The following is a 9,322-nucleotide window of genomic DNA, read 5'->3' as shown; positions in this document are numbered from 1 at the left end:
TTCTTGTTTTCATATACATTAAATAAAATGGACTGCTAGCAACTTGAGTTAATTAAAGGATTTGGTGGAATTGACAAATACTATTGATAATAAAAACGGCTAAATCTTAAGGTTAAGTTGTTTTTATCCCAAGCATTTTGGGATAGTGTGGATTCTCGAATAAAAAATCAGGGCAGACGGTATTGAAATACATCTTGATAAGAAATACTTCTACTCACTCTTTCCACTCTTAGAAGCCTGAACTTCCATCAACCAAATCACTACAAAACCAGCTATTATCAGCCCTAATGCTACGAAAAATTCCATATTCAAAGCTGGAAGGTGATAATCGTAACCCACCACTTTTTCTTTGCCACTGAAGTTTTTGATGATTTCTTCTTTCCAAGGCCAAATGATACCTAAAGAACCTAAAATAAATCCAGTTAAGGTACTGATGGTTTGGTCGCGAAACTTCTTAAAAACCCAAGAAAGGATATAGGAGAATCCCAATAAACCACCCATAGCACCTAATACCACTGGTAATAAAATATCGAGTCTCATATCGTTGATGGCATCAATCATCACCAGTTGATAATTACCCATTAGTATCAGAACGAAAGAGCCAGATAATCCGGGAAGTATCATACTACAAACAGCCACCACACCACAAAGCATCAAATATATAAAGCCATCATTTTCTGAAGCAGGAGTGAGGAGGGTAATACTCATGGCAGCAATAGCTCCAATGATGAAAGAGATAATTACACTGATTTTCCATTTTTCCACAGTCTTGCCCACAAAAATAACCGAGGCAATAATTAATCCAAAAAAGAAAGACCAAATATAAACGGGGTAATTCTCGAATAGAAAAGCGAAAAGCCTAGCTACAGATATAATTGATGCGGCCACACCCGAGAAAAGAGCAATTAAAAAGTAAAGGTCAGTATGTTCGATAAAGGCTTTTATCTTTCCTGAAAACAATAACTTTATGGCATTCAGGTTAAAGGATTTAATAGCATTGATTAATCGCTCAAATATTCCTGTGATTAATGCGATGGTTCCTCCCGAAACTCCAGGGATTACATTGGCAGCTCCCATTGCCATTCCTTTAAAAAACAGACTGATAAACTCTTTCATATAATGTAATTTCTAATAAAGATACAAAAAAATCATTTGATGGTATAATGCTTTTATAGAAGATTATAAATCGTGTTTTTTGATTAAATCCACTAAAATGTCATGTTGGTTATTGTTTAATTCGCTTTGAATTAAAGGATTGCTAAACTCTTCTTTATTTAATGCAATAGCTTTCTTAAAACATTTTACGCCCTCTTCTTTCTGACCAAGTTTTAATAAATATAGACTTTTAAGAAAGAGAGCCAAGGCCTGCTTATCAGAATCAGTTTGCTCACTAATAATATCATCGAGGATTCTAATAGATTGCTCCAGGTCGTGGTTATTATAAAGCACAGCCATACTCAGACTATATATTATCTCATCAGGATATTGACGTACAAGTCTGGAGAGTGCCGTATGAGCCAATTTAAAGAAACCCAACTCGTCCAGCTTCAAACTTCTAATGCTCCAAAATAGAGGAAAAGGCTCGTCCATTTCTATGGCAAGGTCTAATTGCTTGAAGGCCTCCTCTTCATCACCAATACTATAGTAGCATCTGGTCATTCCCAATAAGGCTTCATGAAATCCGGTATTGATATGATGTGAATTAGAATAGGCTTCTAAGGCATCATCAAACCTATCCATTTTCTCGTAAGATTCGCCCATGTAATAATAGGTAATGGCATCGGGGGATTCTTTGGATAGGGTTCGTCGATAATAATCAATAGCTTTCGGGTGGTTTTCAAGTCCGGCATAAATATTGGCAATATTGAAAAAGGCGCTGGGCTGATTTTCGTCAATGGCCAATGAAAACTCGTAGGCATCAATAGCTCTTTCATTTTTTCCAAGGCTATTAAATGCAATAGCCAAATTAAACCATGCCGAACGAGAGTAGGGGTGTTTATCCAAGAAATTATTGAAATAATCTACTGATTTCTCAGACTGGTTACTCATTTCAAAACAAATTCCTATTTCATTTAATCCTGCTTCGTTTTCTGGATTAATGGTCACCACCTTGGTTAAATACTCTATGGCTTTGTCATATTGCTCTAAATTTTCATATTCAAAAGCAATATTAGCATATATTTCTTCCAAATCCTGACCACTATTGAGGGCTTTAGTGTACTCTTCAATAGCTTCTCTATATTTCTGTAGATTAGATAATAAAGTACCTCTAATCATAAAATAATCAGCATCGGCGGCAAAACCTTTTAGGTCATCTAATATCTGTAGGCCTTGTTCATCCTGTCCATACATGGCAAATAATTGAGCTTTCTTCAATAGAAAGTCATAATTGCCAGGATGTTGCTCCAAGGCATGGTTTAATACAATTTCTATATTTTCAGTATCATCTTTTTCAAAAAATAAATCAATAAGGGCCTCATATTCATCTACATCAAAGTATATAGTACCTTTAGACTCTTTCATCTGAAAAAATCTCTCTTCCATATTTTGTAGGTCCTCACTTGAAAACTGATCAAATTCTTCGCTCATAAATAAAATTATTGGCCGCAAAATTATGAAAATTGGTGCTACTAAAATGGAAATGTTCTATTTTTGTCGAAAATTAACGCCAAACATCAAAATACTCCTTATGACATTAATAAAATCTATATCTGGTTTTCGCGGAACAATTGGTGGAAAACAAGGTGAAAGCCTTACTCCAGCTGATATCGTAGCCTTCTCTTCAGCCTATGCTCAGTTCATATATAAATCTTCAGGAAAAGAAAAAATAAAAATATTAGTTGGACGAGATGCCCGATTAAGTGGCGAAATGGTAGAAGCATTGGTCAATAATACGCTTGTAGCGATGGGAGTGGAGGTCATTAGCCTCGGATTGAGTACTACTCCAACAGTAGAGATGGCTGTTATTGAATTGCAAGCTCAAGGTGGTATTATCCTCACAGCAAGTCATAATCCTAAGCAGTGGAATGCATTAAAACTACTCAATGCTAAAGGAGAGTTTATTTCAGCTGCAGAAGGAAAAGAGCTGTTAGATTCCATTGAGGATGGTCATGTTGAATACAAAGGCATAGATGATATTGGTTCCATATCTACTGACGATACACAGATTGATAAGCATATTCAAAAGATTTTAGAGCTAGATTTAGTGAATGTGGATGCCATTAAAAAAGCAAATTTCACAGTGGCTTTTGATGCGGTGAATTCTACTGGTGGAATTTCTATACCTCCCTTATTAACTGCTCTAGGAGTGGAAAACATCATCCCAATGTTCGATGAGCCTAATGGCATTTTCCCGCATAATCCTGAACCATTACCAGAAAACTTAACTGCAATCTCAGATGAAGTAGTAAAGAGAAAAGCTGATGTTGGATTTGTTGTGGATCCAGATGTGGATCGTTTAGCTATTATTAGCGAAGATGGTGGAATGTTTGGGGAGGAGTATACATTAGTAGCTGTCGCTGACTACATATTATCTAAGAAAAAAGGAAATACGGTTTCCAATTTAAGCAGTACACGAGCCTTGCGAGATATTTCGAAGAAGCATGGTGTAGAATATAAAGCTTCTGCTGTAGGAGAAGTAAATGTGGTTGAGATGATGAAAGCTACAAATGCTATCATTGGAGGAGAAGGTAATGGCGGAATTATTTTCCCAGAACTGCATTATGGGCGCGATTCTTTAGTTGGAATTGCACTATTCTTAAGTCTAATGGCTGAGAAGAAAGAAAAAGTGAGTATGATTCGCTCTTCTTATCCTGATTATTTTATCTCAAAAAATAGAATCAACCTAGAGCCAGAAATGGATGTGGACGATATTTTAGCTAAGATTGCCAAGAAATATGAGAGAGAAGAGGTTTCAACCATAGACGGTGTTAAAATCGATTTTGAAGATGGTTGGGTTCATTTACGGAAATCGAATACAGAGCCAATCATTAGAATATATTCAGAAAGCAATTCTACTAATATGGCGGAAAACCTTTCTAAGAAAATGATGTCTGACGTAGGAGAAATTTTACGAGAATCTTAAGATACCACTAAATCTTAAAAAAACCATTTGTAATCTGTTATTGTATTACAAATGGTTTTTTTTAACCCTAAAAATTACTAAATTCACATCATGAAAAAAATAAGTCTGTTATTATTAGTATTGTTGTTGGTTAACTTATCATATGGTCAAGCTACATCTGATTCAAGTACCTACAAACAAAAAAAGAATACCATTAGGTTAAATTTAACACCATTAATTATTAATACCAATAACCTGACTTTGGGCTATGAGCGGTTGATAACTCCAAACCAAAGTATGTCGGTTAATTTGGGACTTTTGCTATTTCCACAGTTTCTTTCTGATAAATCAAATGATGTTATTACCACTGGTAAAGGCAATCGCTTGGGCTTTACTACCTCTTTAGATTATCGATTTTATTTATCGAAAAGAAATGCTAGGCAAGCCCCTGATGGAGTATATATTGGCCCGTATATGACCTACTATCGCTATGCTTTTGGGAATAATGTGCATTTTGGTAATTCTGATGTCATTAAAAACGATTTTGACATAGATGCTGCTTTTTCAATGACTAGTTTGGGTTTTGAATTGGGTTATCAATTTGTTTTTTGGGAAAGGTTAACACTCGATATGATATTAATAGGACCTAGTTTTACCTATTATTATGGAATGGTAAAGGTTTCTGGGGAAATAGAGATTGATGAGGAATCGGAAGCTTATGATTATATAAAGGAGCGGATTAAGGAAAAGTATCCCTGGATGAAAACATTTGTAGATATTGATGCTATAAATAAGGGTGGGCGTTTCGATGCTCCAGGAGTAGGATTTAGGTATGTGATTATGGTTGGATTTCATTTTTAAGAAATAAAAAAAACAAACGTTTGCAAATATTGTAAATGTTATAATATCAATTGGTTGCAAAATATTTTTATTAGACTGATTCTATTTTGTTGAAAAAATGGAAAAAGGGTTTTTTTGTATGCTCATATTTCCTAATTTTGCTGCATATTAAATTTTTTGGTTAAATATGGTTTGTATTGAGGCGCAAATAGGTTCATTTGCGCCTTTTTCTATATCAGAGATTTCCTAAACTCCTGGTTTATTCAAAAAAAATTACGAAAGTCTAATCACAAAGCTAAATTATTTCTAAAGCTTTATGGAGATAGGAAAATATTTTATAAGTACTTAGGGCTAAAATAATTACAAAAATAGAGGGTGATAAAAAATAATACTTATGTAGACCTATTAAACACTAGTATTTTATAAGTTTTGTAAATATTTATTAAGAAAATTTAATGTTTTTCCTTGACTCATATAGGATTTGAATGTATATTTGAGCATTAATTTATATTAATATTTTTTGGTTAATTATGGTTTGTGTTTAAAGGTGTGATATTTCACACCTTTAATTTTTAATACCTATTGCAATTTGATCACAAGCCAAAGTCAACATCTGGTAAACTTCTTCAAAACCATTAATACCTCCATAATAGGGATCCGGAACTGGAATATTTTCATTAGGATAAGCCATGTTCATAATCATTTCCACTTTCTCTTCGTCTTGCTCATTTCTGGCCAAAGCTTTGATATTTGTATAATTGCTTTCATCCATAGTGAAGATCAGGTCGAATTTGTCAAAATCGTTCACCTGAAACTGTCGCCCACGAAGCATAGAAATATCGCTTTGATGTTGTTTTAAGGTTTTTTGAGCACGATGGTCGGGAGATTCGCCAACATGGTAGTTTGCCGTTCCACAGCTGTCTACCTGAGCTTCAATATCATACTCACTAATCTTATCTCGCATAATACCTTCTGCCATTGGGGAACGGCAGATATTTCCTAAGCATACCATTAAAATCTTCATCTGTTTTGGGTTTTAGTAATTCTGTTAGAGTGTGGGATGTTGACGCTATCAAAGTCTATTACAATTCGAGCATTCTTTGCAAACGATTTATGCTTTAAAAATTGGATCTAGCATATGGAGTTGCCTTCTGATCAGTAAATTTTCCTTGTTGAAATTTGAATAATCCAGAAATGGCTATCATTGCTGCATTATCAGTAGTAAATTCAAATGCTGGAATAAATGTTTTCCATCCAAACTTTTCTTCACCATTTTTAATGGCAGCTCTCAAACCACTATTTGCACTAACGCCACCAGCAACTGCAATCTGTTTAATCCCTGTTTGCTTTGATGCCAATACCAGTTTTTTCATTAATATCTCAATGATGCTATATTGAACACTAGCGGCAATATCAGCTTTGTTTTTCTCTATAAAGTCATCATCTTTTTTTAATTCATCCCTTAAGAAATATAAAACTGAAGTTTTAAGACCACTAAAGCTATAATTTAGTTCAGGAATTCGTGGAAAAGGAAAAGAAAACTTTTTTGAATCCCCAATTTTTGCTAATTTATCTATAACTGGTCCTCCAGGATATCCTAAGCTCATAATTTTAGCCGTTTTGTCAAATGCTTCTCCTGCTGCATCATCAATGGTTTGTCCTAAAATAGTCATTTTGAAATAATCATCCACTCTAACTATTTGAGTATGTCCTCCAGATACTGTTAAACATAGGAAAGGGAATTCTGGAACATCAATTCTTAGTTCTGGTTTTTGAGCAAAATGAGCTAAAATATGTGCTTGTAAGTGGTCAACTTCAATCAATGGGATGTCTAATCCAAGGGCAAAAGACTTGGCAAAAGAGGTTCCAACTAGTAAACTCCCCAAAAGGCCTGGACCTCTTGTAAAAGCGATAGCACTGAGCTGATTTTTATTTATATTTGCTTCCTTAAGTGCATGATCTATCACAGGTATGATATTTTGCTGATGCGAACGTGAAGCTAATTCTGGAACTACACCACCATATTTGTGATGAACTTCTTGATTGGCAATGATATTGGACAATATCACATCGTCTTTGATGACGCTCGCGGATGTGTCATCACAAGATGACTCAATACCTAAAATGTATGTACTCATGTTATAAAATTTTGGCAAAATTAATACATTCTTTCATTGGTTAAGAGAATTATATATGTACTACTTAGGATTATCCTAATATTTATTCTTAGTATGGGGCTGTTATTGGCTGTACTACAGAATACTAGAGTGCAATCTTTTATTGCCAATGCAGGTTCCTCTTTTTTAAGTGAGAAGCTTGGTGTTTCGGTGTGGATTGATAAAGTACATATTACTTCCTTCTTTAAAGTACGTTTGAATGATGTTTATATTAATGATCATCAAAGCAATCCTATGATTACTGCCAAGCAGATTTATTTTGACTATAATATTTTCCGACCTTTTTTATCAGAAATTCCAATCAACGATATTTTTATTGATAGCGCATTTGTTAACCTCGTTCAATATAAAGAAGACGATGGATTAAATATTAATAGGCTCTTTCAAAGTGAAGTAGATGATAAGGATTCGATTTCGAAAATTGAAATAGCAGACACAATTGCACGAAATCCCATTCAAATTGGTTTAGACCATATTAGAATAGAAAATTCTCGTTTTGTGTATAGAGTTGAGGAGGATACTATAAAAACATTACCTTATATGGATTATCAGCACCTCGATATATCTCAAATCAATATAGAAATTGAAGATATCCATATCGTTGATGATAGTATAATAGGGCATGTTTTGCACTTGAGTGCAAAGGATAGAAGTGGCGTTGTGCTCACTAACTTGGATGGCCAAGCTACTGTAAGCTCTACCCATCTCATCATAGAAGATGCTCATCTACTGACGCCGCGTTCTAATGCGCATCTTGATTTAAAATTTATTTATCCAAGCTGGATAGCTTATCTAGATTTTATCAATGGGGTAGTTATAGAGGCCAATGTTCATCCTTCACAAATCAACATGTTGGATATTGCATATTTTGCTCCAGAAACTCGTGGGATGAACAACCTATTTCGTCTGCAGGGGCGCGTGAAAGGACCAATACGGAATATGAAAGGAGAGAATCTGAAGCTGTCTTTTGGAACTTCCACTTCATTTAAGGGCAACCTCCAAATGACAGGCCTACCAAATATTTATGAGACATTTATTAAACTAAAGATTCAAGATTTATCGACAGATTTAAAAGACCTTCAAAGTTTCAACTTGCCAAATGGCGAGAAGTTAAGTAGTATTCCTCAAGAAATTGAAAAGTTAGGTGATATTAGAATAAAAGGTCGTTTTACAGGTTTTTATAACGATTTTGTATCCAAAATAGACTTGTATTCAGGCATGGGGTTTTTGGCTACAGACCTTCAGTTTACAAATAATACAGAAGAAAAAATCGTTTATTATAAAGGTGATTTTTCTGCACGAAATTTCCAATTAGGTCAGTTTATTGAATTAGAATCCGATTTTGGTAAGATCAATTTTGATTTTAAACTTCGAGGAAAAGGCTTAAACTTAGCTACTGTTGAGTCAAATGTTACTGGTAGAGTAGATAGTTTGAGCTTTCGAGGTAATGAATTACAGACTATTTTTATTGATGCATTTGTAAAGGAAAATCAGTTTGAAGGTGCTTTCCATATTACTGATGAATTAATAAAGACAGATTTTAGAGGTTTGATAAATTTCGATTCTCTTCATCCTGTTTTTGATTTTGATGCCCAACTCAGACATGTAAAACTAGCTCAGCTGGGTTTAATCTCGATAGATACGTCTGCCAGTTTATCGACTAATATACATATGAGTTTTACTGGTAATGAAATAGATTCCTTCCTTGGGAATATAAATATTGATTCAACTGATTTTTATTATCTAGGTGAGAATTATTCTATGGATAGTCTTTATGTAATCTCTAAAATAGATGAAGATTTAGAGGAGGCTAAATCTATTAAAGTGAGCTCTGATTTCTTGAATGGAGGTTTATATGGGGTATATAATTTAGCTAGGTTTCCTCAAGCCTTTGAGAAGTTTACAAGAAATTATATGTCAGATTTCGAGATAGTTGAAGAGGAGTTTGATGAGTTGATAAAAGAAGATTTTGATTTTGATTTCACTGTTTCTAATACTCAGGTATTAACGGATTTATTTGTTCCACAATTATATATTAAAGATAGTATTAATTTAAAAGGTTCTTTCTCCTCCGAAAATCAAATTATTAATATTCAAACCTCTTCTAGTGAGTTAAAAGTAAATGATATTCGTTTTGTAAGCCCAACATTTAACCTTTATTCAGATACCGAAAATGTCTTTGCCATGGCTTATGTAAATGAATTGGTTTTAAAAGAACCCTCAGAATCAGATACTCTTAAAT

At 34.1% G+C, this 9,322-nt stretch carries 7 protein-coding genes; 3 read left to right on the top strand and 4 right to left on the bottom strand.

Annotation, left to right across the window (positions count from 1 at the left end; all coding sequences use genetic code 11):
- Nucleotides 1–210 precede the first annotated feature (210 nt).
- On the bottom strand, nucleotides 211–1,116 hold the full coding sequence (locus HNS38_RS19095; protein ID WP_172279799.1) for a DUF368 domain-containing protein: 906 nt from the start codon (nucleotides 1,114–1,116) through the stop codon (nucleotides 211–213).
- 63 nt (nucleotides 1,117–1,179) lie between these two features.
- Nucleotides 1,180–2,589, bottom strand: a complete 1,410-nt coding sequence (locus HNS38_RS19090) for a tetratricopeptide repeat protein (protein WP_172279797.1) — start codon at nucleotides 2,587–2,589, stop codon at nucleotides 1,180–1,182.
- Nucleotides 2,590–2,689: 100 nt separating this feature from the next.
- Between HNS38_RS19090 and glmM the strand changes: the two genes are divergently transcribed.
- Both glmM and HNS38_RS19080 read left to right on the top strand, forming a co-directional pair.
- Complete coding sequence (gene glmM, locus HNS38_RS19085) at nucleotides 2,690–4,084, top strand: phosphoglucosamine mutase (protein WP_172279795.1); 1,395 nt, start codon at nucleotides 2,690–2,692, stop codon at nucleotides 4,082–4,084.
- Between the two features lie 90 nt (nucleotides 4,085–4,174).
- A complete protein-coding gene (locus tag HNS38_RS19080; protein WP_172279793.1) occupies nucleotides 4,175–4,924 on the top strand; it encodes a DUF3575 domain-containing protein in 750 nt (249 codons plus the stop codon).
- 544 nt (nucleotides 4,925–5,468) lie between these two features.
- Here HNS38_RS19080 and HNS38_RS19075 read toward each other — a convergent pair.
- A complete protein-coding gene (locus HNS38_RS19075) occupies nucleotides 5,469–5,927 on the bottom strand; it encodes a low molecular weight protein-tyrosine-phosphatase (protein WP_216663789.1) in 459 nt (152 codons plus the stop codon).
- A gap of 94 nt (nucleotides 5,928–6,021) precedes the next feature.
- A complete protein-coding gene (gene tsaD / locus HNS38_RS19070) occupies nucleotides 6,022–7,041 on the bottom strand; it encodes a tRNA (adenosine(37)-N6)-threonylcarbamoyltransferase complex transferase subunit TsaD (RefSeq protein ID WP_172279791.1) in 1,020 nt (339 codons plus the stop codon).
- Nucleotides 7,042–7,134: 93 nt separating this feature from the next.
- On the opposite strand from tsaD, the gene HNS38_RS19065 reads away from it, so the two are divergent.
- Nucleotides 7,135–9,322, top strand: a 2,188-nt coding sequence (locus HNS38_RS19065; RefSeq protein ID WP_172346921.1) for a hypothetical protein, incomplete at its 3' end; no start/stop codon positions are given.

The organism is Lentimicrobium sp. L6, from assembly GCF_013166655.1.
GTDB lineage: Bacteria > Bacteroidota > Bacteroidia > Bacteroidales > UBA12170 > UBA12170.
Note: the sequence above shows the minus strand (reverse complement) of the source record. Positions and strands in the feature narration are given on the sequence as shown.